Source organism: Chryseobacterium rhizoplanae, assembly GCF_900182655.1.
Lineage (GTDB): Bacteria > Bacteroidota > Bacteroidia > Flavobacteriales > Weeksellaceae > Chryseobacterium > Chryseobacterium rhizoplanae.
Map to the genome: position 1 here is coordinate 55,848 of NZ_FXTC01000010.1, position 25,343 is coordinate 81,190.

General features: G+C 37.0%; 21 protein-coding genes. 6 read left to right on the top strand and 15 right to left on the bottom strand.

Annotation, left to right across the window (positions count from 1 at the left end; genetic code table 11):
• Window positions 1-36 precede the first annotated feature (36 nt).
• The 5 genes from FN817_RS18835 to FN817_RS18855 all read right to left on the bottom strand — a co-directional run bounded on the left by FN817_RS18835 (window position 37) and on the right by FN817_RS18855 (window position 4,731).
• Complete coding sequence (locus tag FN817_RS18835; RefSeq protein WP_142719275.1) at window positions 37-1,170, bottom strand: serine hydrolase domain-containing protein; 1,134 nt, start codon at window positions 1,168-1,170, stop codon at window positions 37-39.
• A gap of 155 nt (window positions 1,171-1,325) precedes the next feature.
• Window positions 1,326-1,907, bottom strand: coding sequence for an LOG family protein (locus FN817_RS18840; RefSeq protein WP_142719276.1), 582 nt, complete (start codon window positions 1,905-1,907; stop codon window positions 1,326-1,328).
• A 177-nt stretch (window positions 1,908-2,084) separates the two neighbouring features.
• Complete coding sequence (locus FN817_RS18845; RefSeq protein ID WP_142719277.1) at window positions 2,085-3,527, bottom strand: aminoacyl-histidine dipeptidase; 1,443 nt, start codon at window positions 3,525-3,527, stop codon at window positions 2,085-2,087.
• 84 nt (window positions 3,528-3,611) lie between these two features.
• Window positions 3,612-4,103, bottom strand: coding sequence for a hypothetical protein (locus FN817_RS18850; RefSeq protein ID WP_142719278.1), 492 nt, complete (start codon window positions 4,101-4,103; stop codon window positions 3,612-3,614).
• 22 nt (window positions 4,104-4,125) lie between these two features.
• Window positions 4,126-4,731: an LURP-one-related/scramblase family protein gene (locus FN817_RS18855; protein WP_142719279.1), complete on the bottom strand. Its 606-nt coding sequence runs from the start codon at window positions 4,729-4,731 to the stop codon at window positions 4,126-4,128.
• Between the two features lie 353 nt (window positions 4,732-5,084).
• Here FN817_RS18855 and recR point away from each other — a divergent pair, with 353 nt between their 5' ends.
• A complete protein-coding gene (recR, locus tag FN817_RS18860) occupies window positions 5,085-5,696 on the top strand; it encodes a recombination mediator RecR (protein WP_034697032.1) in 612 nt (203 codons plus the stop codon).
• Window positions 5,692-6,531: a glycosyltransferase family 2 protein gene (locus FN817_RS18865; protein WP_142719351.1), complete on the top strand. Its 840-nt coding sequence runs from the start codon at window positions 5,692-5,694 to the stop codon at window positions 6,529-6,531. The genes recR and FN817_RS18865 overlap by 5 nt, the downstream gene beginning before the upstream one ends.
• 51 nt (window positions 6,532-6,582) lie before the next feature.
• Here FN817_RS18865 and secG read toward each other — a convergent pair whose 3' ends face one another.
• The 3 genes from secG to FN817_RS18880 all read right to left on the bottom strand — a co-directional run bounded on the left by secG (window position 6,583) and on the right by FN817_RS18880 (window position 10,479).
• Window positions 6,583-6,933 carry a preprotein translocase subunit SecG gene (secG, locus tag FN817_RS18870; RefSeq protein WP_142719280.1) on the bottom strand — a complete coding sequence of 117 codons (351 nt, stop codon included), beginning with the start codon at window positions 6,931-6,933 and terminating at the stop codon, window positions 6,583-6,585.
• A gap of 133 nt (window positions 6,934-7,066) precedes the next feature.
• Window positions 7,067-9,112, bottom strand: a complete 2,046-nt coding sequence (locus tag FN817_RS18875; protein ID WP_142719281.1) for a M16 family metallopeptidase — start codon at window positions 9,110-9,112, stop codon at window positions 7,067-7,069.
• 53 nt (window positions 9,113-9,165) lie between these two features.
• Complete coding sequence (locus FN817_RS18880) at window positions 9,166-10,479, bottom strand: M16 family metallopeptidase (protein WP_142719282.1); 1,314 nt, start codon at window positions 10,477-10,479, stop codon at window positions 9,166-9,168.
• Between the two features lie 439 nt (window positions 10,480-10,918).
• On the opposite strand from FN817_RS18880, the gene FN817_RS18885 reads away from it, so the two are divergent.
• Window positions 10,919-13,249, top strand: a complete 2,331-nt coding sequence (locus FN817_RS18885) for an ATP-dependent helicase (protein WP_142719283.1) — start codon at window positions 10,919-10,921, stop codon at window positions 13,247-13,249.
• Window positions 13,250-13,788: 539 nt separating this feature from the next.
• Window positions 13,789-16,566 (top strand): TonB-dependent receptor plug domain-containing protein, encoded by a 2,778-nt coding sequence (locus tag FN817_RS18890; protein WP_142719284.1) that lies wholly within the window; start codon window positions 13,789-13,791, stop codon window positions 16,564-16,566.
• A 230-nt stretch (window positions 16,567-16,796) separates the two neighbouring features.
• Here FN817_RS18890 and FN817_RS18895 read toward each other — a convergent pair whose 3' ends face one another.
• From FN817_RS18895 to FN817_RS18910, 4 genes are all read right to left on the bottom strand, one after another.
• Window positions 16,797-18,638, bottom strand: a complete 1,842-nt coding sequence (locus tag FN817_RS18895; RefSeq protein WP_185149923.1) for a carbon starvation CstA family protein — start codon at window positions 18,636-18,638, stop codon at window positions 16,797-16,799.
• A 193-nt stretch (window positions 18,639-18,831) separates the two neighbouring features.
• Window positions 18,832-19,866, bottom strand: coding sequence for an alpha/beta hydrolase (locus FN817_RS18900; protein WP_142719285.1), 1,035 nt, complete (start codon window positions 19,864-19,866; stop codon window positions 18,832-18,834).
• A 20-nt stretch (window positions 19,867-19,886) separates the two neighbouring features.
• A complete protein-coding gene (locus FN817_RS18905) occupies window positions 19,887-20,270 on the bottom strand; it encodes a DUF3037 domain-containing protein (protein ID WP_047424345.1) in 384 nt (127 codons plus the stop codon).
• Window positions 20,257-21,030, bottom strand: a complete 774-nt coding sequence (locus FN817_RS18910) for a HipA family kinase (RefSeq protein WP_142719286.1) — start codon at window positions 21,028-21,030, stop codon at window positions 20,257-20,259. Before FN817_RS18910 ends, FN817_RS18905 begins: the two co-directional genes overlap by 14 nt.
• Window positions 21,031-21,174: 144 nt before the next feature.
• Here FN817_RS18910 and FN817_RS18915 point away from each other — a divergent pair, with 144 nt between their 5' ends.
• On the top strand, window positions 21,175-22,017 hold the full coding sequence (locus FN817_RS18915; RefSeq protein ID WP_142719287.1) for an alpha/beta hydrolase family protein: 843 nt from the start codon (window positions 21,175-21,177) through the stop codon (window positions 22,015-22,017).
• Between the two features lie 49 nt (window positions 22,018-22,066).
• On the top strand, window positions 22,067-22,573 hold the full coding sequence (locus FN817_RS18920) for a hypothetical protein (protein ID WP_142719288.1): 507 nt from the start codon (window positions 22,067-22,069) through the stop codon (window positions 22,571-22,573).
• 181 nt (window positions 22,574-22,754) lie between these two features.
• On the opposite strand, the gene FN817_RS18925 is transcribed toward FN817_RS18920, so the two are convergent.
• The 3 genes from FN817_RS18925 to fahA all read right to left on the bottom strand — a co-directional run bounded on the left by FN817_RS18925 (window position 22,755) and on the right by fahA (window position 25,325).
• Entirely contained in the window at window positions 22,755-23,579 is an 825-nt protein-coding gene (locus tag FN817_RS18925; protein ID WP_142719289.1) for a flavin reductase family protein, read from the bottom strand.
• Window positions 23,580-23,640: 61 nt separating this feature from the next.
• Window positions 23,641-24,048 (bottom strand): GxxExxY protein, encoded by a 408-nt coding sequence (locus tag FN817_RS18930; RefSeq protein WP_142719290.1) that lies wholly within the window; start codon window positions 24,046-24,048, stop codon window positions 23,641-23,643.
• 29 nt (window positions 24,049-24,077) lie between these two features.
• Complete coding sequence (gene fahA / locus FN817_RS18935) at window positions 24,078-25,325, bottom strand: fumarylacetoacetase (RefSeq protein WP_142719291.1); 1,248 nt, start codon at window positions 25,323-25,325, stop codon at window positions 24,078-24,080.
• Window positions 25,326-25,343 lie beyond the last annotated feature (18 nt).

The window sequence follows — 25,343 nt, forward strand, 5'->3', positions numbered from 1 at the left end:
AGAAACCCGTCCGGATTTTTCGGACGGGTTTTGTTTTTATTTTGAAGATACTTTTTCAACAAGCTCAGAAAGGTCTTTTTCTAAAATTTTTCTGTTGGCAAGACTGTTAGTCAATATAATAAATCCTGACTGAAGCCCCGGGAAAAATTCCAGAGAACTTCTTGACCCGCCTGTTCCACCGGTATGTTCGTACATGATATTTCCGTTTTTAGTGGTATGAAAGAACCAATTGAGTCCCAGAGAGCCTTCTTCTCCTTCAAATGTATACTTATGGGATAATGAAATATTCAATTGGTTTCCGGCAATATTGGCTTTGATATACTTAATCATATCGCTGGTATTTGATCTTAATTCTCCTGTGGCTACCAGTTCTGGAAAATCCCAATACGGCGTTACCTCTCTGTTACTGTTATGGGCTTTGGCAATATTATTTTTATCAACATCTGCAAGGCTTACTGTTGTATTGTTCATTTGCAGCGGTTTCAGAATATATTTTCTGACCAATGAAAAATAGCTTTCATGATAAACATCCTCTAGAATATATCCTAATAAATTTACGGCCATATTAGAATACGTATATTTTACACCTGGCAGCGTATCCATTTTCATATTTTTCAGTCCTTCGTAGAACATTTTTTTAGAATAATTACTGAACGGATTAAGTTCTATATAATCTGGCCTTTCATAAAGATTAGGAAAAATTCTGGTAATTCTTGAAGTATGGCTGGCCAGATTTACTATTTTAATGGGATGGTTGTTATATTGTAAATTAGGATAATTCTCAGGAAGGTACTTCCGGATATCATCTTCCATTCCTACCTTTTTATCTAAAATGGCCTGGGCAGTAAGAATTCCTGTAAATGTTTTGGTAATGGAACCTATTTCATAGATGGTTTTATTATCAGGAAGCACTTGTTTTCCATATTCTAACTGTCCGTAATTATAGTAATAATCTTTGCCTTTTACGGTGATTCCAATTGAAAGCCCGACGGCTTTGGAATCTTCATAGTATTTTTTTACGTATTTGTCTACTTCCAGATCAAGTTCTGATTGTAATGGATTGTCCGTTTTTACAGCTTTTCCATTGGATGGTAAATTTTGATTTTGTGAGAAACTCCAAAAGAAACTGAGAAATAATGTCAGACAAAAAATATTTGTAATTGTTTTCATATATCAGATTTTTTTGTGGTGCTGTTGATATTTCAGATAGTCATTTCTAGTGTTTAACGGTTATTTTATCCTTTGGAACACTTCTCTAAATTAGTATTTTATCTGGATTTTTTTCGATAATAAAAAAGAGATATTCATGAATACCTCTTTTTTTATTAAATTTTTTCTTTAGAAATCCACTTTCCAACCGTAGGAGCCTGATAATTTCTCATCTTTTCCAGCAGATCGTCAATCATATCACTGATTAGCAGCATATCTCTGTTTACCTGCTTTAAAAATCCTTTATCTACCATGGTCTGAACCAGTTTGATAAGATCATCATAAAAGCCGTCAATATTCAGAATTCCGATGGGTTTTTTGTGAAGTCCGAGCTGTGCCCAGGTGATCATCTCGAAAAGCTCTTCCAACGTTCCGTAACCACCGGGAAGAACGATAACACCATCACAAAGTTCGTTCATTTTGGTCTTTCTTTCATGCATGGTTTCCACGATGATAAGTTCGGTCAGGTTTTTATGAGCAATTTCTTTGGCTTGTAAAAACTTGGGCAGGATTCCGGTTACCTTACCGTTTTCACCTAAAGCTCCATTGGCTACCGTTCCCATTAAGCCGGTTTCCGAACCGCCATAAACAAGTTGTATATTTTGTTTTGCCAAGGTTTGCCCCAGCAGGAATGCCTGTTCTTCATAAATTTTATCTGTGCCGAAACTTGAGCCGCAGAATACTGTGATGCTTTTCATTATTTTTTATGTTTTGGATGCTTCGACAAGCTCAGCATGGCATCTCTAATACTAACTTTTTTAAAGATGAATTTTTAGCTGTGTCATGCTGAGCCTGTCGAAGCATTTTATTTCAATTAAAATTAAAAATATCCAAAATCATAAGACTTTGGATATTCAATATAGTAATTTAATGTTCTATTTCTGAGGAATATTGGCTAAAATATCTTTCAGGAAGCTCCAGAATTTCTGTGCTGAAGGGATATTAGCTCTTTCATCAGGCGAGTGAGCACCTCTGATCGTTGGCCCGAAGCTCACCATTTCCATTTCAGGATAGTTGGCTCCGATGATTCCGCATTCAAGACCTGCGTGACAAGCTACTACATGAGGTTTTTCACTAAACTTCTCTGTGTAAAGCTTTTCCATCAGCTGTACAATTTCCGAACCTGGTTTTGGTTTCCATCCCGGGTATGAGCCACTGAATTCAACGTTCATTCCAGCTAATTCTGCTACAGATTTCAATTGTTCTGCCACTGAATATTTAGAAGAATCTACAGAAGATCTTGTAAGGTTTAAGATCTTAAGTTCTCCACCTTTCAATTCTACTCTTGCTACATTATTGGAAGCTTCTACAAGATCAGTCACGTCAGGGCTCATTCTGTATACCCCGTTGTGAAGAGCTTTTAGGGTAAGGATCACCTTTTTAGAATCTCCTTCTGAAATTGCTTTGTCAGAAGATGTAGAATTCTCAATATTGATTTGAATTCCCGGTTCTACAGTGGCAAACTCTTCTAAAATATCTTTTTTAAGAACAGTTACATTTTCAATAAACTCCTGAGCATTTCTCACAGAAATAATGGCTACACCTTCTCTTGGAATTGCATTTCTCAGACCTCCGCTGTCGATAGAAACCAATTCAATATTCTGATTTTCCAATCCGGTGTAAAGAAGTCTTCCCAGAATAATATTGGCGTTTCCAAAACCTTTATGGATATCCATTCCGGAATGTCCTCCCTGAAGACCTTTTACTTCAATTCTTACAATTTGTCCTTTTGGAGCTTCAGCAGCATAATTTTGAGTAATGGTTACATCAACACCTCCAGCGCAGCCGATATCAATCTCATCATCTTCTTCAGTATCAAGATTCAATAGAATTTGTCCTGTCAGTTGTCCTGGTTTTAATCCTAAAGCACCTGTCATTCCAGTCTCTTCATCAATGGTGAAAAGGGCTTCCAATGCAGGGTGTGGAATATCTGAGCTTTCAAGGATAGACATGATAGTTGCTACTCCTAAGCCGTTGTCAGCTCCTAAAGTAGTTCCTTTTGCCTTTACCCAGTCACCGTCAATCTCCATTTTGATTCCTTCCGTTTCAAAATCAAAATTAACATCATTATTTTTCTGGCAAACCATATCAAGGTGCGATTGAAGCACGATAGATTTACGGTTTTCCATGCCAGCAGTGGCAGGTTTCTTAATAATAACGTTTCCTACTTCATCTACCGTAGTTTCCAGCCCTAAATTTTCACCAAATCCCTTGATAAAAGCTATTACTTTTTCCTCCTTTTTTGAAGGTCTTGGAACAGCATTTAGTTTGGAGAAATTTTTCCAGATAATCTGCGGTTCTATATTAGATAATTCCATTGAATTTTATTTTTCTCAAATTTACAAAATAAAAAATGCTTCCGTGAGATACAGAAGCATTTTTGTTGTATGATTTCGCTTTTATTAACATCCACACTCACCATAGATCGGAGTCGTAAATGTAGTTCCGTCTGGTTTCTCAATAGTCAGAGTCCCTTCAAACAGTAAAGCTTCTTCTCCTTTTATTTTTTTACCTTTCACAGAAATTTTATAATTATCATTTTCTATTTCCTTAGTCAGTAATTCATCGACTTCCATATCACTTGATGAGATAAGATTCAGAGCCAGTCTTTTACCGTCCAGCATCATATAAGCTGTTTTCCCGGCATCATCAGCGTAGATGTATCTTTCATTTTCAAAATCAGCTTTGCTGATGGCAAAATAACAGGAGCATTCTTTGATTTCTTTGGGAAACGGAATGGTTCCCACCAGAATATTGCCTGAAGATGTACCTGTTGAAGCAGAATCTTTAGCAATATGTGAAGAATCGGCAGAAGCAGAAGCTGAAACCGTTTCTTTTTCCTTTTTGCAGGCCGTCAATAAAAGTGCGGAAAATAAAATGATTAAATATTTCATGTGTTTGTGGTTTTATTATTTGTTACCCTCTTGCTCTTTCAAGAAGTGTCATCATTAATAAAGAAAGGATTACTAAACTTTCTTCCTCATCATCAATATCGATCAGTCTGTCCAGCTGGAATCTTCTTCCGAAGAATGAAGGCATTTTTTTAAGCTTAAAATAAGCTTTCCCGTCAATACCTGTTACCGTATAAGATGGATTAAGGAAATAGCCGGTGAACATTCCGATGATAGGAAGTTCTCCTACAAAGCTGTCCCAGAATCTTACCCATGCGCTGTCTTCCTGAACTTTAAACTTAGGCTGATCTTGGGCATCCAGAATATCATAGCTTGCTTTCCAGATAGAACGCATTCCTTTTCTTGCCAGTCTACCGAAGTTTTTGTTGTCAATAAGATCATTCAAAGAATACGAAGCATTGAAATCTATCCATTTATTTGCCCGGATTCTGAAAAGTTCCTTAGACTTGCTCTCATCGTTGAAAACAATAACATCTTCTTTCAACTTGAACATTTTCTGACGCACATACGCTACATAATTTCCGTTTTTGTCAGTAATGTTGAAGTCACTTGCTAAAGTAGTGATTTTGAATTTGAAATCCAGAGGATAGTTAAGATTGTTAAGTACCATGTCAGTTTATTTTTTTCATATTTAATTTAAGCCGCAAATATAAAGGTTTTTTTAGAGTTCTCAGGTATGGGAGAAAATTTAAAATATCATATTGAGACATTATGTTGGCGGAAATTTATAAGGTGATTTTTGTGAAAAATAAAACTAAACGCTGAGTTCGCAAGGTCTGTTTGCTGTTTTATATGTTTTGTTCGCAAAGGCACTTCGTTCAGCTGAGATACAAGTGATCATTTTTTTTAACCTTTAGACATCTTAGCGCGCTCAGCATTACTGTGTAAAAATTCACAAGCGAAGTGAACAGACGATTTATTATTCACTATTAATTATCAACTTTAATCCTTATTTTTGTACCTATGGATTATCCAAGTAAAGTATTGGCAAAGGCGGTAGACGAGATTTCGGGATTGCCTGGGATTGGAAGAAAAACGGCTTTGAGATTAGCACTGCATTTATTGAAGCAGCCCAATTCCAGAGCTGTGAGTCTTGGAAATTCCCTGATTAACCTTGTCAACGAAATAAAATACTGTAAGGAATGTCATAATTTTTCGGATTTTGACATCTGTGAAATATGCAGCAATGAAAAGAGAAATGGCGAGCTTATCTGCATCGTTGAAGATGTACGCGATGTGATTGCCATTGAAAATACAGGAAAATACACGGGAAAGTATCTGATTCTTGGAGGGAAAATTTCTCCAATGGAAGGAGTAGGGCCTGGGCAATTGAATATTCCAAGCATTGAAAAGAAACTGAATGACGGAAAGGTGAAGGAATTTATTTTCGCATTGAGCGCTACGATGGAAGGAGATACAACGGCTTATTATATTTACAAGAAATTTAAGAGCTTCAATGTGAATTTTTCCAGCATTGCAAGGGGAATTTCAGTAGGTGATGAACTGGAATATGCTGATGAAATTTCATTAGGAAGATCTATTATCAACAGGTTGCCCTATAATGAAAAGGATTAATATGAAGCTGTCTGTTATTATTGTTAATTATAATGTTACCCAATTACTCAGAAGCTGTCTCCTGTCACTTCAGAAATATATACAAGAGATAGAATATGAAGTGATTGTCATTGATAATGCATCTACAGACAGTTCCTGGAGCGATCTTATTCCCGAATTTCCAAACGTACACTTTATATCTTCTGAAATCAACGGTGGTTTTTCAAAAGCGAATAATCGGGCGATTCAGACGGCAAAAGGCGAATATATTTTACTTTTAAATCCTGATACGGAATTTGAGGGCTTTTACATGAAAGAACTTCTGGATTTTGCCGATTCTCAGCCTTCTTTCGGATGTTTGGGAGTAAGAATGCATGATGCAGAAGGAAGTTTTCTTCCGGAAAGTAAACGTTCAGTACCGGATATGTTTAATTCTTTTGAAAAGCTGTTTACGAATTTTAAAAAGAATGGTTCCAAGTCTTATTACAGAAACGATATTGAAGAAAATGCAGTTGCTGAAGTAGAAGTGATGACAGGTGCATTTTTATTGATTAAAAAAGAGGTCTACGAAAAAATAGGAGGGCTGGATGAAGCTTATTTTATGTATGGAGAAGATATTGATCTTTGCTATACCTTCTTAAGAAACGGGTACAAAAACTTCTATTATGGTAAAGTTTCTATTCTTCATCATAAGGGGGAGAGCACAATCAGGAATGATGTATATCTCAGGAGATTTTATGGGGCTATGCAGATCTTCATTGATAAATATTATAAAGAGTCGAAGCCCGTACAATATTCATTTTTAAAAGCAGGATTGAAACTACGCTATCAGATTGAAAAGATCAGGTTAAAATAAAAAAGCAACTCAAATTGAGTTGCTTTTGTTTTATATAAGATGGTATTCTTCTTATTTTGCCGGTGCTACAGGAGTTTGTGCCGGAGTTGTTGTAGAAGCAGGAGCTGACTGTTTTGCAGGAGCTTCTTTCTTCACGGGTTGCTTCAGTGCAGGAGCTACCTGAGATGGCTTACCTGTGATAACAACGCTTATAAGGATAAGAACAATGATAGTTCCGCCTAGAGTCCATGTTGCTTTTTCCATGAAATCATTGGTTCTCTGTACTCCAAACTGTGCAGATGATGCACCTCCGAATGTACTGGAAAGGCCTCCTCCTTTTGGATTTTGTGCCATAACGATGATTACCAATAAAACGCTGGCAACCATAACAAGAACCATCAATAGTGTAAATATAGTATCCATTAATTCTGATATCTTTTTGAATGGGCAAATTTAATCTTTTTTTACTGAATGACAAAAAAAGAAGTCGCCAAATGTTGATAAAAATAAAAACGGCAACAATTGTTGCCGTTTTTTCTATAAAAAATGGATGTTGTTATTTAAAATCAGCATCTGTAGCCTTATTGATCTCATAAGACTTTACATTCATGGTCATATCCATTCCCATCTGGCTTACAGAGATGGTGTATGGCATTTTTACCCCTTCTACCTCTTTGTAATTAGAGAATGTTGTCGGAATTGTCATTTCCTGACCTTTAGCTTTTATTTTCTTGGTTTCTCCGGTTTTTAATCCCGTTGCAACACTATAGTAATAAGTGGTATCTCCACCTTTAATTGCATAAGAATCTTCACCTCCGATTTTTTCAATTCCTCCTAATTTATAATCAGCAGATTTTGCAAAACCTAATTCTTCGAAAAGCTCCGGGTTCTTTTGTTTTTCAGCAATTTCTTCCGGTGTGATGTCAACTTTTTGTCCCATTTGCATAGAATAACCAGTCTTCCCATCAAATACCTGCTTCTGAACAACCTGCCCCATTGCTGTTACAGTAGTCAGCTCTTTTCCACCTTGTGCCTTAATGATTTTAAAATCGATGTTTTGTCCTTGCATAGACATTGAAGCATTGGTAGTATATGAAGTAATTTTAGCCAGATTAGCTTTTCCTCCGATAGCGTTGATGTATTTATCTGCGATAGAAGCAACCGTTACACTTGCATCTACTTTTTGTACAGTTGGTTTTGCAACAGGGTTGGCGTCCTTATCAAAATATTTTACTGGGTACCCTAATTTTTCCAGTCCTTCAGAAATGTCAGATGCTTTACCTGCAATGAAAATTCTGCTCTGGTTAGGTAAAATGGTAGCTTTTACAGCATTGGTAACATCTGCAGCAGTTACTTTATCAATAGATTTCAGATAATTGGTGTAGAAGTCAGCCGGTAAATCCTGAACTTTTTGGTTTAATGCAAATCTGGCAATAGTAGCAGGCTGCTCTAAAGACATGATGAAAGATCCTTTCAGTTTTGCTTTTGCATTTGCCAATTCCTCCGGTTTTACAGTAGAAATTGCATTAAGTTCATTCATGAATTCCTTAACGGCCTTGTCTGTAACCTCATTTCTTACGCTTGCGCTTGCAGAGAACTGTGGAGAATACTTGCTGGCAACCATACTTGAATATGCACCGTAAGTAAATCCGTTCTTCTCTCTAAGGTTCATGAAAAGTCTTGCTTCACCACCACCTCCAAGGATGTAGTTCGCGATTGTTGCAGGGAAATAGTTGGCATCTTTCATTTTCAGCGTGTTCAGGTTGTTTAGGGAAACAACAGACTGTACAGCAGAAGGAACGTCTACTACATTAATTTCTGTTTTGGCAACATTAGAAGCAGGCTCCAATTGTGCAACAGGAGTGTTTGCTTTTTTCCAGCTGCTGAAAGACTTTTCGATCAATGGTTTTACCTGGTCAAATTTTACGTCTCCAACGATTACTAAGTAAGCATTATCCGGAGCGTAGTATTTTTTGTAAGTATTTTGTACGTCAGCTAACTGAATTTTGTTGATAGATTCAACGGTTTCAAATTCACCTCTTGAAGTATTTTTTCCATACATCAAAGCGTTAGAAACTTTTGATGCGATAGAAGAAGCATTTTTTTCCTCAGATTTTAATCCTTCAACAGCTCTTTCTTTAGAGTTCTGAATTTCTTCAGCAGAGAATTTAGGATTAATAATTGCATCAGCCATCAAGCCTAATACTTCAGGGAAATATTTTGAGAGTGAGTTGGCAGAAGCACCATTGGAAGAGAAATTAAGATTTGCTCCCAGATAGTCTACTTTTTTGTTGAAATCATCTTTGGAGATATTTGTAGTTCCGTTTTCGAACTGTTCAGCCATAATTTCGCTTACTCCGGTTACAGCTCCTTCATTGTATGGAGGTCTGTCCATAGAAAGGCTTGCACTTACTCTTGGCAGTTTGTTGTTCTCAACCACCATTACCGTAAGACCGTTGCTTAGCTGGAAAGTTTTTGGCTTGGCAATGTTAATCGCAGGAGTAGGTCCCGGTTTCGGCATTGCATTAAGATCTATTTTTTGTGCTGAAACCATTCCTGTAAAGAAAAACGCTGCAGCTATATATGTTAATTGCTTTTTCATTTGTAAAAATTTAATTTTTAATAATCATAATATCACCTTAAAAGTTGAAATGATTACTTTTTCTCAGGTACGTAATTAATGATTATTCTTTGGTTAGAATTAAGATACTTTTTAGCCGCATTTTGAAGATCCTGTTTTGTGATAGATCTGTAAATGTCGATTTCTTTGTTGATCAAATTCGTGTCACCCATCAATACGTGGTTGGTTGCCAATGAAGCAGCAATTCCCTGAATGCTTGAGTTAGCGTTTACAAACTGGTTTTCGTATTGGTTTTGAAGTTTTTGATAATCTTCTTCAGAGATTAAAGTAGTCTGAAGTTTTTTGATTTCAGCATCAATGTCAGCCTGTAAAGCCTGCTTTGTAGTCTGTCCCATCGGGATCGCGAAGAATGCGAAAATACTGTAATCTTCAAGACCCTGATTGAAAGCAGCTACCTGAAGTGCTTTTTTATCCTGGTCTACTAATTTTTTATATAAAACTGAAGACTTACCATTGCTTAAATAAGAAGAAAGCATATCTAAAACATAAGCATCTTTCTCTTTGTTAGCCGGAGTTCTGTACGCGAAAACATAAGCAGGAAGCTGGATGTTCGGGTCAGTTGCTGTTACTTCTTTTTCCTGAGTGATAGGAGCATCTTTAGGGAAATCTTTTGGATATAAAGTTCCTTTTGGAATTCCTCCATAGTAAGTTTCAATCCACTTTTTAGTCTGTTCAGGTTTGATATCTCCTGCAACTACCAAAGTAGCATTATTCGGAACGTAATACTTTTTGTAGAACGCCTGGAATTCTTCTAATTTAGCGGAGTTCAGATCTTCCATAGAACCGATTGTAGGCCAGTTGTACGGGTGGTTTGTAAATAAATTTTTCTGAATTGTAGTGAAAAGGTTTCCATAAGGCTGGTTATCCATTCTTAATCTTTTCTCTTCTTTTACAACCTCTCTCTGTGTATCTACCCCAATCTGGTTGATCACTGCATGACGCATTCTTTCAGCCTCCATCCAAAGTCCAAGCTGTTCGTTGTTGGAAGGGAATGTTTCATAGTAATACGTTCTGTCATTGGTGGTGTTGGCATTGTTCTGTCCTCCGTTGGAAGAAACAATTTTGAACCAGTCTCCTCTTTTGATATTAGGAGTTCCCTCAAATAAAAGGTGTTCAAAGAAGTGAGCAAAACCTGTTCTGCCTTTTACTTCATCCTTTGCACCTACGTGGTACATTACACCTGTTGTTACAACCGGCGCCGAATTATCCTGATGAAGAATTACGTGAAGACCATTGGGAAGATCATACTCTTCGAATTTGATTTGCTGTGCATTCAGCATTAGCCCGAAGAAAGCTACGGCAGCAGCAGAAAGAAGACGCTTTTTCATAAAATTTAGAAATTGTTTACCAATTAGTACGAAAAGTGAATTAAATGTTACAAAGTTTATAGAAAAATATGATCAGTTGGGGGAATTTCCAGAAATTAAAAGTGAATATATAGGAGATAGATATTGATAAATTATCAATTTATATTTTAACGTAAGGTTCGCTATGAAATTTTATAATTTTTAAGCACGATCGCAAAGGCGTTTCACTCAGCCATAGTTAAAATTTGATATCCTGGCTGAACGAAGTGCCTTTGCGAACAAAAGATATAGTATAAAATTAATCATTAGCCTTGCGAACATTTGCGTTTAATTTAAAATTACAGTTAATATAAAGTGTTTAGGATTCAAAGTTGAATACTTCAAATCCCTAACTTCTATATGAAAGTTTGAATTCTCCTTCGAATACCTTAATTTTGTGTTCCCAAAATTTTTTTGCTGTATGGACTATTTGAAAGGACTCAATGAATCACAATATGAAGCCGTTACCTCTCTACAGGGACCTTTGATGGTGCTTGCAGGAGCAGGTTCCGGGAAAACGCGTGTACTTACCATGCGTATTGCCCATTTAATACACAATGGAATAGACCCTTTCAATATCCTGGCGCTTACCTTTACCAATAAGGCGGCCCGTGAAATGAAAGACCGTATTGCAAAAGTAGTGGGAGACAGCAATGCAAGAAGTCTGTGGATGGGAACTTTCCACTCTGTTTTTGCAAGAATTTTAAGAATTGAGGCTCATTATCTTGGATATCCTTCCAATTTTACCATTTATGATCAGCAGGACGCCCTGAATGTGATCAAAAAAGTACTGAAGGATATGAATATAGATGCCGATCTTTATAAACCTAAAAAAGTTCAGGCAAGAATTTCAACCTATAAGAATAATCTGATTACGGTAAAAGCTTACTTCAACAATCCGGAACTGATGGAAGCGGATGAAAAGGCGAACATGAAATTCATCGGGCAGATTTATCAGAAATATGTGGACCAATGTTTCAGAAACGGTTCCATGGATTTCGATGACCTGTTGTTGAAAACCAATGAATTATTGACTCGTTTTCCGGAAGTATTGGCAAAATATCAGGACAGATTCAGGTATATTATGGTAGATGAGTACCAGGATACCAACCACTCTCAGTATCTTATCGTAAAAGCATTAGCTTCAAAATTTGAGAATATCTGTGTGGTAGGGGATGATGCACAATCTATTTACTCTTTCCGTGGAGCTAACATTTACAATATCTTAAACTTTAAAAAGGATTATACTGATGCTAAAACAGTCTCCTTGGAACAGAATTACCGCTCTACACAGAATATTGTAAATGCAGCTAATGTAGTTATTGCTAAAAACTTACAGCAGTTTAAGAAAAATGTATTCAGTGACAATGAAGAAGGAGATAAGATCAAAATATACCGGTCTCTTTCCGATGCTGATGAAGCGAACTTTGTTGCCGGAAATATCTGGGAACTTCGTAACCGTGACCAGAGAAAATACAGCGATTTTGCCATTTTATACAGAACCAACTCTCAGACGCGTGCTTTTGAAGATGCGCTGAGACGTAAAAATATTCCATATAAAGTCTATGGAGGACTTTCTTTCTATCAAAGAAAAGAAGTAAAAGACCTTATCGGTTATCTGCGACTTCTGATCAATGAAAATGATTCTGAAGCATTGATGAGGATTATCAACTATCCTGCAAGAGGAATTGGTGAAACCACTCAGAATAAACTGATCGTTTTTGCAGATGCTCACAATATTGCAGTATCAAAAGTGTTGGAAAATCTTCCGATGTATGCACCTCAATTAGGGCTGAACAACGGAGTTTTGAACAAGCTGAACGATTTCTGGTCTATGATCAAAGCTTTTCAGGTATTGCTGAAGACAGAAACGGCTTACAGCGTTGCTATGGAAGTGGCAAAACGAAGCGGGTTGATTAAGTTTTTAAAAGATGATCAGACTCCTGAAGGAATTTCCAGAGTAGAAAACGTGCAGGAATTGATGAACTCTATGCAAGGGTTTATTGAAGAGCAGATGCAGCTGGAAGACGGAGATCCGAGTCTTTCCAATTTCCTTGAAAATATCGCCCTTTCAGCAGATACTCAGGATAAGAACCTGGAAGATGATATGGTTTCGTTGATGACCATTCACCTTTCAAAAGGATTGGAATTCCCGGTTGTTCATTTGGTAGGATTGGAAGAAAACCTGTTCCCAAGCTTTATGAGCTCTGCCACCAGAGAAGACCTTGAGGAAGAGAGAAGACTATTTTATGTAGCTTTGACCAGAGCTGAGAAACAGGTGTTTTTCTCATATGCTGTTTCCCGTTTTCAATGGGGAAAAATTACTGATGCAGAACCTTCAAGATTTTTAAGTGAAATTGATGACGAATATATTGAATTCCTGAATCCGGCTCTTGAAAAAAGGTTTATCAATAATTCAGGGGTAAAATCCAATATTTTTGATGAACATCCTTCTGAAATGAAATCTTTCAAAAAGGTTGAAAAGAAGACTATCGAGAGAGGTGATGCTTCAAAACCCGCTCAGGAAGTAAGAAAACTGAAACCGGTGAGTACGGCTAAAATTATCAATCCAAGCGGAGCTTCTTCCCAGGATATTGAAGTAGGAGATAAGGTGAGACATGACCGTTTCGGAATTGGAGAAGTGAGCTTCCTTGATGGAACAGATCCTCAGAATATCAAAGCAAAAGTTATTTTCATCCATGAAGGAGAGAAAAACTTGATTTTGAAATATGCAAAACTGACTAAGATTTAGTTTCAAAATAATACAAGATAAAGTAAACGGATTCAAAATTTGGATCCGTTTTTTTATTTTTTAAACACGAAGTTCGCAATGTAAATATCATGTTGTTTTTATTTTTTCGGTCGCAATGGCGTTCCACTCAGCGAAGGAAATTTTCTCTGCTAAACGAAGTGCTTTTGCGATCATAACATTTTATCAAGTTTTTTAACGCGATGTTCGCAATGTTTTTAAAGAGAACTGCTTCATTTTAACGTTCGCAATGGCGTTCCACTCAGCGAAGGAAATTTTCTCTGCTGAACGAAGTGCCTTTGCGATCGAAGAATAATAGAGAGTAACATATTTCCTTGCGATCATAGCGTTCTCTATATTTATTTTGAATTTAATCATCTGTTTTGTTGAGATCTCTATAATTAATATTAACTTTAAATAGGGATAGAAAGAAACAATAACCATTTTTTATAAAAACAAAGTCTATTGATTTTGTGGACTAATAAATATATTTTACATTTGCACCTTGTAAAAAACATAAATGTTCAATCAAATTAAACTATATGAGAAATAAAAAAACTATTCTTTCGGCCTCTGTTTTATTTTTTCTTGGCGTATTTACTTACGGACAGGAAAAAGACAGCATCAAAACAAATAAAGACAGCATAAAAACCAATAATGTAGAAGAAGTAGTGGTGCTGGGGTCAAGAGCCGGAGCCAGATCTAAAACAGACAGCCCGGTTCCTGTAGATGTTTTCAATGTAAAAGAATCCTCAATAATCCTTCCACAAACTAATATCGGACAAATCCTGAATGCGGTAGCCCCTTCATTTACTTCTACTATTCAAACCAACTCAGATGGAACAGACCATTTGGATCCTGCTCAACTTAGAGGTTTGGGACCAGATCAGGTATTGGTTTTGGTGAATGGAAAAAGAAGACATACTTCAGCATTAGTGAATGTAAACGGAACACCCGGAAGAGGTACTGTAGGAACGGATTTAAATGCTATTCCGTCTTTTGCATTAAACAGAATAGAAGTATTAAGAGACGGAGCATCGGCACAATATGGATCTGATGCCATTGCCGGAGTAATCAATCTTGATCTGAAAAGAGATACAGGAAAACTGGCTGGACAAATCAGCTACGGAGGAAATTTAACGCCAACAGCTAATGACCATACCGGCGATTTTGACGGACAGAATATTCAGCTGGATCTGAACTATGGTAATAAAATCGGAACTAAAGGAGGTTTCTTTAATATTACATGGTCTTCACAGTTCAGAAATCCTACTTATCGAGCAGGAACAGAAAGCGGTACACTTTATAATGCTTATAATGCTATTGAACAAAGAGCACTGAATGATGGTGTAAACCTTTCCTCTTTGTTTACTAATATCAATAATACTCCAAATTCACAACAGATTGTAAACTACATTCATCAATATGCCCAGGGAGTAAATTATTTTAACAACAGTCAGCTGGCAGCCATTCAGGGAGCTTCTACCATTCAGGATATTAAAGATTCTCAGGGAAATGTACTCCAAAAGGGTCTTCAATCCTTATTGAATTTCGATGTTACTGATCAGGAACTGGCTTACAGAGGGCAGACCAGAAAAGACTTCAATATGCAGGTAGGGCAGTCTAAGCTTAACAATCACCAGCTTTTTGTGAATGCTGAGATCCCTGTCAGTGACAACTGGAAAGTGTATACTTTTGGAGGTTACAGTTTAAGACACGGAACTTCCGGAGGATTTTACAGAAGACCCAGAGAGAGCAGGACCTTTACAGGATTATATCCCAGCGGTTACCTTCCGCAGATTGGAACGGATATTCAGGATATTTCGCTGGCTGTAGGAATCAAAGGGAAATGGGAGGGCTGGAATATTGATTTCAGTAATACTTACGGACAGAATTCATTTACCTATAATATTCAAAATACCGGAAATACTTCTTTGCGTTTTGCTTCACCAAGAGAATTTGATGCAGGAGGGCTGAGATTTTCCCAAAACACAATCAATTTAGATTTCTCTAAAAAATATGACGTATGGGAAGGGATTAATGTCGCTTTTGGAGCCGAGCACCGCTATGAGAATTTTAAAATTACTCAGGGAGAAGAAGCTTCTTATGCAATATATGACGCTTCCGGAAATGTATGGAACGGAAATTCTGTAAGACCTACTGATTTCTTTGGAGCAGCGCTTCCGGGAGGCTCACAGGTATTCAACGGATTTAAGCCTGAGAATGCGGTGGATAAAAACAGACAGTCGGTGGCAGCCTATGCAGATGTAGAATTTAACTTTACCAACTGGCTATTGGTAGATGCGGCAGCGAGATATGAAAATTATTCTGATTTCGGATCAACATTCAATTATAAATTAGCTTCAAGAATCAAGGTTGCCCCTAATTTCAATGTGAGATTTGCAGGTTCTACAGGGTTCAGAGCGCCATCTATCCACCAGATTTATTATAATGTAACCTCTACATTATTTACGAATAATCAACTTTTGGAGGTGGGAACTTTCAGTAATGATTCACAGCTGGCAGGATTGCTGGGTATGCCAAAGCTGAAGCAGGAAACTTCCAAATCAGCAAGTGTAGGATTTACCTATAAGATTCCTTCAGCAGGCCTTAGCTTTACAGCAGACGGATATTTTACGAGAATTGATAACCGTATCATTCTTACGGATCAGTTCTTAAGAAAAGATGTGCCTGCAGATGCACAAAAAGAATATGATAAATTAAATGTGAATGGTGCCCAGTTCTTCACAAATGCCATCGATACGGAAACAAAAGGTTTAGATGTTGTGATTTCACATAATGTAAGATTTTCAGGAATAAAACTTGATAATAACTTTGCGATTAACCTTAATAAAACCAAACAGGTAGGAGATATTCATTCTGCAGGACTTTTACAGTCACCACAGCTTGAAAAAGTATATTTTTCTGAAAAATCAAGAGTGTATCTTGAAGAAGCAGTACCCAGAGTGAAAGCCAGCCTTTCGCACACTCTTTCATGGAAGGATGCTACATTCTATCTGAGAAATACTTATTTCGGAAAAGTAACAGGGGCTGATATTATTGATGTAAACGGAGACGGGATTATAGATTTCAATGAACATCAGCAGATCGGAGATAAAATCATTACCGATATATCTGCTGCTTACCAATTTACTAAAAACGTAGGATTGACTTTAGGAGTGAACAATTTATTTGATATTTATCCAACGAAAAACCTTACTGCCTCTACCAATAACGATCAGTTTATTTATTCACGTTCCACTTCACAGTTTGGACAAAATGGTAGATATGTCTTTGCAAGACTTAATTTTAATTTTTAAATAAAAGAATACCAATAATGCTTAAAAAAAAACAGTTCAGAAATTCTGAACTGTTTTTTCTTTATGTAATATGAATTAAACTTTTATTTTTGAAACATTAAGATAATATTAAGGTGATAAGAGTATTAAGATAAGCTTCGCTTTAAGCTTAAAAATCAGAATGATTCATCTTAAATATACTTTATTTCTTAAATCCTTCTTAATGGTTTTAAATTTATAGAATGTGAATGTTATCTTTCCACAAGTTCCTTCACAGGTTCTCCATAATGATCAATCACTGTTTTGTTGATCTGAAGCAGTTGATACCATTTTCTGAAAGCTCCTATAAATACAATAAGCATCAGAATCATTGCTGTTGCCGCTAATGCAGCCAGTAAGTACTGTCCTTTTGGAATATATATAGCGGTAACCTGGATATACCCGGCCCAGAATGTAATTCCGGCCATGAAAACTCCCGGAACAGCAGAGCATAAAGCATATTTTCCCCTGTTCATCCTTATCAGCATCGTGGTACAGACGATGAGTCCGCAGGCAGCCAGCAGCTGATTACTGATTCCGAATAACGGCCAGATGCTGTTTACGTTTCCGGTATATACCAGATATCCCCATGCAAAAGTAAAAATAAGACTGCTGATAATAATTCCCGGAATCCAGTTTTTATCATTGAATTTTGGAACTACAGAGCCCAGCATTTCCTGTAAGAAAAAACGACCTACTCTTGTTCCTGCATCAATGGCAGTAAGAATAAATACCGCTTCAAACATAATTGCAAAATTATACCAGTAAGCCGTCAGCTGATCCATATAAGGGATTTTGTTGAAGATATGGGCCATTCCCACAGCAAGAGACACCGCACCTCCGGTTCTTCCATAAAGATCAATTCCTATTTTTTGTGAATAATAATCAATATCTACTCCGTGTAAAGAAGGGTGGGTTGCCAAAAATGAATCATAAGCTTCTTTTGGAGTATTGATCGCAAAATAGTCACCCGGCATCAGTGTACATGCTGCAATAAGCGCCATCAATGCTACGAAGCCTTCCACAAGCATTGCTCCATATCCTACAAAAAGAATTTCTCTTTCTTTATTAAGCATTTTCGGAGTTGTTCCCGTAGCAATCACCGCATGGAATCCGGAAATAGCACCACAGGCAATCACAATAAAAATAAATGGAAGTACAGGTCCGCCAATAATAGGTCCGCCACCATTTACAAAAGCTGTGATAGCCGGCATCTGTATGGTAGGGTGAATCACAATGACCCCGATAGCCAGCATGATAATAGTTCCAATTTTTAAATAAGTAGAAAGATAATCCCTTGGAACCAAAAGCAGCCATACCGGTAGTACAGAAGCAATAAAACCATACAGAGGAATCGCAATAGAAATTGTTTTAATATCCCAGGAAAATAAATTATTCATGGTTGGATTCTGCATTAGAGTATGACCTCCGATAATTCCGGCAATCAGAAGGATACCACCCAAAATACTTGCAAACAAAACACTGTTCTTTCTGTAGCGCATGATCAGTCCCATGATAATGGCAATAGGCATGGTAATGACTACTGTAAAAAGAGACCATGAAGCTTCATGCATCGCATTGATACAAGCCAGCGATAAGCCTGCCAGTGTAAGAATCAGGATGAATAGTATTGCAAAACCTGCTACCGTTCCGGTCGCTTTTCCTATTTCTTTAGAAGCGATGGTCGCAAGACTTTGCCCTTTGTGTCTCACAGAGGCAAAGAGTACAACCATATCATGAACTCCGCCTCCCAATACACAGCCAATCAGAATCCATAATGCGCCCGGAAGATATCCGAACTGAGCAGCGAGAACAGGCCCTACTAATGGCCCGGCAGCCGCAATGGCTGCAAAATGATGTCCGAAAAGTACATTTTTATTCGTAGCAACATAATCTTTACCATCTGCAAATTCTACAGCAGGAGTCATATTCTGGTCGTTAAGCTTGAGAACTTTATTGGCAATAAAAATACCATAAACACGGTAAGCTATCGCAAAAATAAGAACAGATGCAAATATGAGCGTAAGCGCATTGATATTATTCAGAGAATCCATATTATGTATTTTTTTTAATGAATGATTAATTTATTGGTTGTTTTATTAAATATAATTTAAACAATAGCCAAGGTAATTAATTTTCAATTAAAAAATAGTGATATGTATATCAATCTAGCATATTTATTGTTTTAATATAGTTTATTTAATTGATTTTTAATGTTTTAATATTATTTTACGTGAATGATGTATATTATCTTTTCTGTGCGATGATAAAATCCACCATTTGATCTGTCATCTGATCCAATACAGCTTTATCTGTAGTCCCAAAACCATGTACGCCGCCATCAATGACAACCAAAGAATTTTGCACTTTTGCACTTTTGAGCTTTCTATGAAGTTTTTTAGACTGGCTTAAAGGGACAATTTTATCTTTATTCCCCTGCATAATTAAAGTAGGAACCCCTCTTGAAACAAAATATACAGGAGAAAGGGTTTTAAGATACTCTATAGATCTGTCCTGATCTTTTCTGATATCATATCCGGAAATTCCTTTCACCAGATTTTCCTGTAAACCGACAATTTTTTTTGACATTAATCCGATCATTCCTACCGGAATTGTTCCTAATCTTGTATGGAAAAGCTTATTAAGATCAGCCGGACCATAATGATCGATCACGTAATTTACTTTCGCAGAATAAGATGAAAGTTCCGGACTTCCCAGATAAGTATTATCAGGGGTATAGGCTGCCAGCAGGGAAAGATGAGCCCCTGCTGAAGCTCCGAAAAGGCCAATATTATTCGTGTCAAGGTTATATTTCTCAGCATTCTTTCTGACCCATCTTACGGCATCTTTGGTGTCTTCTAAAGGCAAAGGAAAATGGATGCTGTCACTCAAAAGCGTATAATTGATGCTGATAACTGCATATTGTCTGGTCATCAGTTTTTGAATGGTTGTTTCAAGATAATTACCGGCATGAACCACTTTGTCTCCCTCTATCCAACCACCTCCGTGAACGTAGATCAGTACCGGAAGTTTTCCGGTAGCAGCATTTTTAGGAACATACAAATCCAAAGCAAGAGGTTTTCCTTTTCTATTGGTTTTGTAAACAATATTTTCAGAAACTGTTGCAATCTCTGGAAGTAAAGTACTTTTTACAGGAGGAGTCTTAACCGGGATTTGTGAGAAGTTTTGTGAAAAAAATAAATTTGATATACTTAAAAATAAAACAAAAAACAGGTTTGTGAAAAACCTGTAGATTGATATGTTGTATATGGATGATTTCATAATAAACTTTTTAGAGGGTGTTATTTTACTAACTCCTCAAAAAGTTTACCAAAAGTACTGTTTAAGTCCTTGGACTTTCCCGGATGAGGTCTGGAAGTCTGCACCACAGCACTCCTTACGGCCGTAAGCCAGCGGAAACGCTCAGGAATATCAAGCAGAGCAATAGGTCCGCCATCTTTATCGCCATTGGCAATTTTCTGAAAACTTTCAAGATTCTGGATAATATCTTCATAATCCAGCTTACTGTGCATGAGCTTAAATTTATCAGGACACAAATAAAATTCTACCCTGATGAATTTTTCCTTTTTGGAAAACATCACCAGCCCGATATTGAAAAATTCTTCTCTTTCAACTTTAGGCACCAGGCGTATTACCGCATATTCATATATTTTATCCTCTTGCATTTTTAGCTTCGTTTATAAAGATTTGAGAATTTTCTAATCTGGTTTTCAGAAACTGAAAATAGATCTCACGGATTTCGTCAGGGGTTTCATCAGCATCATTCCAGTGCAGCCAGTCTTCAGGAATTGTATTGACAATCTCCCTGAAAAGGGTATCATTCAGTACTTCATGGGCAAATTGATCCGCTTCGTCAAGCATTTTTGCTTTTGGAAGAAGTACATGGTCTTTCACATACTTGAAAGGTGTTTTTGCCGCTGTATCAAAATTCTGCCATGAATGGTGGAAGTAGAACGAAGCACCATTATCAATGATCCAAAGCTCTTTATTCCACATCAGCATATTGGTGTTCCTGAAAGTACGGTCAATATTGGTAATGAAGGCATCCAGCCATACTATTTTTGAAGCCAGAAGAGGATCAACGCTTACTCCCGGATCATAAGTGATAGAACCGGAAAGATAATGCAGCCCAAGGTTCAGACCTTCGGAAAATTTCAGAAGATCCTGTATTTCCTCATCGGCTTCCGTTCTTCCGAAATCGGCATCAACATTGATAAAAACAAGTTCAGGAATTTTTAGTCCCAACGCTTCGGTAATCTTTCCGCCCAAAAGTTCAGAGATCAGCATTTTTACCCCATGGCCCGCGCCACGGAATTTTAATACATATTTGAAATCATCATCAGCTTCTGCCAGAGCTGGAAGAGATCCTCCTTCTCTTAATGGCAGAATGTAACGCGTTACGGTTACAGTTCTTAAATTCTGCATGAAGCAAAAATAAGGTTATTTTTTATAAATTTTAGCTTGACTTTTAATAAAAGAAATAAGGATTTTAGGACTGGTAAACAGGTTTTTTTTCATAAATTTCAAATTGAATTAAAAGCGTAAGTATAAATTAATAAGAATCTATTTATGAATTTGATTAACGAGAAGAATTTAATTTTAGAAAATAGAGAAACAAAAGCTTTTCTTGCTGATGCTTTTTACAAAGATGATGGCCAAAAGCTTCCCTTAGTGATATTTGTTCATGGATATAAAGGTTATAAAGATTGGGGAGCATGGAATCTGATGGCGAAAAAGTTTGCGGAAGCAGGTTTTTTCTTCGTGAAGTTTAATTTTTCCCATAACGGAACTACTGTAGATGATCCCTATAACTTTGGAGATCTTGAAGCTTTTGGACATAATAATTATTCTAAAGAGCTTTCTGACCTTGGAGTGGTCATTGATCATTTTAGTAAAGATCCGCATGTAGATGAAGAAAAGATCGTTCTTGTAGGTCACAGCAGGGGAGGAGGGATTTCTATTATTAAAACTTTTGAAGATGAAAGAATTAATGGGCTGATCACTCTGGCCAGTGTGGATACTTTAGACCGCTTTCCCACAGGAGAAGCTTTTGAAAACTGGAAAAAGAACGGAGTTTATTATGCTCTGAATGGCCGTACCAAACAGGAAATGCCCCACTATTATCAGTTTTATAAGGATTATGAGCAGAATGTTCATCGTTTTGATGTAGAGCGGGCAACGGAAATGGCAAAAGCTCATATGCTGATTATTCATGGGACAAAAGATGAAGCAGTAGAGGTAAAACAAGCCGAACACCTTCATCTTCTTCACCCGAATTCTTCACTTTTCCTGATTGAAAATGCCAACCATACTTTCGGCGCAAAAGAGCCCTGGACAGACACAGATTTACCCAAAGATCTGAATACTGTAACCGAAAAATGTATTGATTTTATCAAAGAAAAATTGAAATAAAACGGTTAAAACTACGTTATTATAAATTAACCACCATATCAGTATCATTATGAAAAAAATTATTGCAGGGGCATTTGCGCTCTCATTATGTGTTATTTCGTGTAAAAAAGAAAATAAAACAGAATCTTCAGCAAGCACAGATACTTTGGCTACAGTAATGCCTAAAGATTCTGTCATTACAAAAAACGATTCTGTAGCATCACCACCTCCTTCTGCTCCGGCTCCGGACAATATTATTACCAAAAATGTTGGTAAGTACCCTCATGATATCAAATTCTTTGAGGATAAAAGCATCACAGATAGACTGAAAAAACTGGCAGGAGCTCAATACAATGAAATGGTGAAGAATTTCAATGTAGAAAGTCCTGTCACATCAGAAAACGGAATTTATAAACTGTCAGGATGTAAGCAGCATGACTGTCCGGGTTATGCAACACATATCTACTATGATGCCAAGAATGATAACCTGAATGTTTCTATTGATAAAAACGGAAAGGTAACAGACTTTGCTGAAAAAGGGAAAATAACGGTTTCCGAAACCTTGAAAGCGAAGTAAAATATAAGTTGGGAAGCTGGAAGCTATTAACGGTGCTCTATATCTATTGAAATCAAAATAGGACTATTTTCCAAAAGTTATTAATTGGGGCAACAGTTATTCATAAGACTTTATGTACTTCCTGCTCCGAGCCTCCAACTTCGAGTATAAAAAAAGAAGCCTGAAATTTCAGGCTTCTTTTTTATTTTACCGTGAGTAAAACCCAGGCTTCTTCCACTTTACTTTCCAGAAGCAGTTTCTGGGCATTAAGGTGGATATTTTCATCCGCATGGAAGTCACCGGCAGGTAATATTTCTGTATTAGCAAGCATTCCAAGGTCATTGCCTGTGAATACTGTACTGTACTTAATCGCATCAGGCAGCAGATCAAAGCCGATTCCTTTTGTGACCAAAGGTTTTGGAACTTCAAAAAGGCTGTTCTCATTACTTCTGGAATACCAGTTACTGCCTAAACGGGCTACCATGTCCAGTTTTTTCTGATCCAGATTTCCGGTTTCATTCAGGTATTCTTCTCTGATATGAATTTTCTGCACTTCACAGATCACAAGATTCCCGGCACCGCCCTGATCTCCCAATGACTTTACCTCTAAAACTTTACATTCAAAGTTGACGGGGCATTCTTCAATCAGTTTAGGCTGTACAAGATCAGCATCTTTCATGGTAAGTCCGGATTTAATAAACTCATTAACTCCGGTTTCATATTCTGTAGAAGCTAATGAAATCTGCTGTACAATCGGAAAATTGACTGTTCCAATAACGACTTCCGGTACTTCAAGAACATTTTCCAGTGTGTGCTTCGTCGTATTGTCGCGTACTCTCCTTGATGGTGAAAAAATCAAAATCGGAGGAACCGTACTGAACATATTAAAAAAACTGAACGGGGATAAGTTGATGGTACCATCTTTATCCACTGTGGATGCCAAAGCAATAGGGCGTGGTGAAACAGCCGTCTGCATGATGGTCTGAAGTTGTACTGAGGTTATCTCGGAGGGGATTACTGTTTTCATATTTTATTTAACCACAAAAGGCACAAAAGTTTTAAGCTAAAACAGCTTTAATTTTTAAAGTTCAAAAAAGCATATCATAATATTGGTTTACGAAGGTTTCCTGTCCTTCATGATATAAATTTTTCACATTAAAATTTACCAAAATGCCTTTTGGTTTCTTCATTAAGTTAATATAATTTAGAAGTTGAGCTCTATGAATCTCCGTTAGTTTTGATACTGATTTTAATTCTACCACAATCAAGTCTTCAATTAAAAAGTCACAAAAGAAATCACAATTAATTTCTTTTCCTTTATAATATACCGGAACTTTTAGCTCAGACTTATAATTAATATTTCTCAATCTAAATTCTTCTTCCAGACATTTATGATAGACACTTTCCAATAAACCAGGCCCCAGAACTTTGTGAACTTCTATACAAGCACCATTTATCTTATATGTCAGATCTGTTAAATAGGACTGTGTAATCATAATCCTTTTGTGACTTTTGTGGTAAAAAATTAAAGTGTCGGAATAATTTTACCGGAAACTTCACCGAAACCTACTCTCACACCATCTTTTTCAGCCCAGGCTTTCATGGTAACGGTATCATTATCTTCAATGAATTTTCTTTCTTCACCGTTGCTTAATGATAAAGGATTTTGTCCTCTCCATGTAAGCTCAAGCATAGAACCGAATGATTTTGGATCGCTTCCTGAAATGGTACCGCTGGCATATAGATCTCCCACTTCCACGTTACATCCGTTTACGGTGTGGTGTGCCAGCTGCTGGGTCATATTCCAGTACATGTGTTTGTAGTTGCTTTCGGAGATCAGGTTTTGTTCTCCGTTTTCTGGCTGAATATAGACTTCAAGGTTGATATCATAGTTTTGATCCCCTTCAAATTTTAAATACTCTAAAACCTCAGGATCCTGTACTGGTGATGCTGTTCTGAATGGTTCTAAAGCTTCAAGAGTAACTACCCATGGAGAAATAGAAGAACCAAAGTTTTTTGCAAGGAATGGCCCTAACGGAACATATTCCCAGGATTGAATATCTCTTGCTGACCAGTCGTTGAAAATAACCATTCCGAAGATGGCATCTTCTGCTTCTTTGGTAGAGATACTTTCTCCCATCTCTGTATTTTTATTGATGATGAAAGCCATTTCCAATTCAAAATCCAGTTGTTTACATGGTCCGAATACTGGTTTATCAGCATCAGCAGGTTTCATCTGACCTTTCGGGCGGTTGATTTCTGTTCCGGATACTACAATTGAAGAGGCTCTTCCATGGTAACCTACCGGTAAATGTTTCCAGTTGGGTAATAAAGCGTTCGCCGGGTCACGGAACATTTTTCCTACGTTGGTAGCATGTTCAATGCTGCTGTAAAAATCTGTATAATTGGGGATATGAACAGGCATCATCATTTTTACTTTATCAAGATCATAAAAAGCTTCTTCTATGGTTTTCTGATCCTTTGATAAGATTGATCCTTCCTGTAATAAGGTCTGAATTTTAGTACGAACTGCGTTGGTAACAGGTTTACCAAGCTCGATAAATTCGTTGATGGTATACGCTTCAAAAACATTGTCGTCTAATCCTTCAATATCTTCAAAATAGCCAAGATCATACAAAGTAGCAAGATCAACTACCTGATCTCCGATTCTTGTACAGCATCCGATATATTCTTTGTTAAAAACTGCGACTCCGAAAGGAATATTATGTATAGAAAAATCCGAGTTTGAGGAATAGTCTACAAATGATTTCATAAGTTTAGATTTTAGTTA

Bases quoted from the DNA above. Each gene is read 5' to 3' on its own strand.
- FN817_RS18835 (WP_142719275.1), bottom strand. From the start codon at position 1,170: ATGAAAACAATTACAAATATTTTTTGTCTGACATTATTTCTCAGTTTC.
- FN817_RS18840 (WP_142719276.1), bottom strand. From the start codon at position 1,907: ATGAAAAGCATCACAGTATTCTGCGGCTCAAGTTTCGGCACAGATAAA.
- FN817_RS18920 (WP_142719288.1), top strand. From the start codon at position 22,067: ATGAAAAAAATTATTGCAGGGGCATTTGCGCTCTCATTATGTGTTATT.
- FN817_RS18900 (WP_142719285.1), bottom strand. From the start codon at position 19,866: ATGAAATCATCCATATACAACATATCAATCTACAGGTTTTTCACAAAC.
- fahA (WP_142719291.1), bottom strand. From the start codon at position 25,325: ATGAAATCATTTGTAGACTATTCCTCAAACTCGGATTTTTCTATACAT.
- FN817_RS18875 (WP_142719281.1), bottom strand. From the start codon at position 9,112: ATGAAAAAGCAATTAACATATATAGCTGCAGCGTTTTTCTTTACAGGA.
- FN817_RS18930 (WP_142719290.1), bottom strand. From the start codon at position 24,048: ATGATTACACAGTCCTATTTAACAGATCTGACATATAAGATAAATGGT.
- FN817_RS18850 (WP_142719278.1), bottom strand. From the start codon at position 4,103: ATGAAATATTTAATCATTTTATTTTCCGCACTTTTATTGACGGCCTGC.
- FN817_RS18925 (WP_142719289.1), bottom strand. From the start codon at position 23,579: ATGAAAACAGTAATCCCCTCCGAGATAACCTCAGTACAACTTCAGACC.
- recR (WP_034697032.1), top strand. From the start codon at position 5,085: ATGGATTATCCAAGTAAAGTATTGGCAAAGGCGGTAGACGAGATTTCG.
- FN817_RS18855 (WP_142719279.1), bottom strand. From the start codon at position 4,731: ATGGTACTTAACAATCTTAACTATCCTCTGGATTTCAAATTCAAAATC.
- FN817_RS18910 (WP_142719286.1), bottom strand. From the start codon at position 21,030: ATGCAGAATTTAAGAACTGTAACCGTAACGCGTTACATTCTGCCATTA.
- FN817_RS18915 (WP_142719287.1), top strand. From the start codon at position 21,175: ATGAATTTGATTAACGAGAAGAATTTAATTTTAGAAAATAGAGAAACA.
- FN817_RS18880 (WP_142719282.1), bottom strand. From the start codon at position 10,479: ATGAAAAAGCGTCTTCTTTCTGCTGCTGCCGTAGCTTTCTTCGGGCTA.
- FN817_RS18845 (WP_142719277.1), bottom strand. From the start codon at position 3,527: ATGGAATTATCTAATATAGAACCGCAGATTATCTGGAAAAATTTCTCC.
- FN817_RS18885 (WP_142719283.1), top strand. From the start codon at position 10,919: ATGGACTATTTGAAAGGACTCAATGAATCACAATATGAAGCCGTTACC.
- FN817_RS18905 (WP_047424345.1), bottom strand. From the start codon at position 20,270: ATGCAAGAGGATAAAATATATGAATATGCGGTAATACGCCTGGTGCCT.
- FN817_RS18895 (WP_185149923.1), bottom strand. From the start codon at position 18,638: ATGGATTCTCTGAATAATATCAATGCGCTTACGCTCATATTTGCATCT.
- FN817_RS18890 (WP_142719284.1), top strand. From the start codon at position 13,789: ATGAGAAATAAAAAAACTATTCTTTCGGCCTCTGTTTTATTTTTTCTT.
- secG (WP_142719280.1), bottom strand. From the start codon at position 6,933: ATGGATACTATATTTACACTATTGATGGTTCTTGTTATGGTTGCCAGC.